Raw genomic sequence first — 289 nt, forward strand, 5'->3', positions numbered from 1 at the left:
GATGTGACCGTGGACGCGGGCTGGTTCGACGGGAACGCGACGCAGAACTTCTGGCGTTCGGCGGAGAACCTGACCCTGAACCCGGTCAGCGGCACCAACCGCTGGGCGGTCTCACAAGCGGCACCGTTCCGCCGGATGCACGTCAGGGGCGGACTGAACCTCGCACCCGACGGCTACGGCTGGGCCAGCGGCGGCTACATCGCCGACAGCAAGATCGACGGCCAGGTCGGCCCGTACTCCCAGCAGCAGTGGTACACCCGCGACAGCTCCGTCGGCGGCTGGACCAACG

At 68.9% G+C, this 289-nt stretch carries 1 pseudogene; it reads left to right on the forward strand.

Going from position 1 to position 289, the window contains the following annotated elements:
• Positions 1-289 (forward strand): annotated as a pseudogene (locus tag CR470_RS38555) (coagulation factor 5/8 type domain-containing protein); the annotation flags it as partial.

It is taken from the genome of Streptomyces sp. rh34 (assembly GCF_002551245.1).
Classification (GTDB): domain Bacteria; phylum Actinomycetota; class Actinomycetes; order Streptomycetales; family Streptomycetaceae; genus Streptomyces.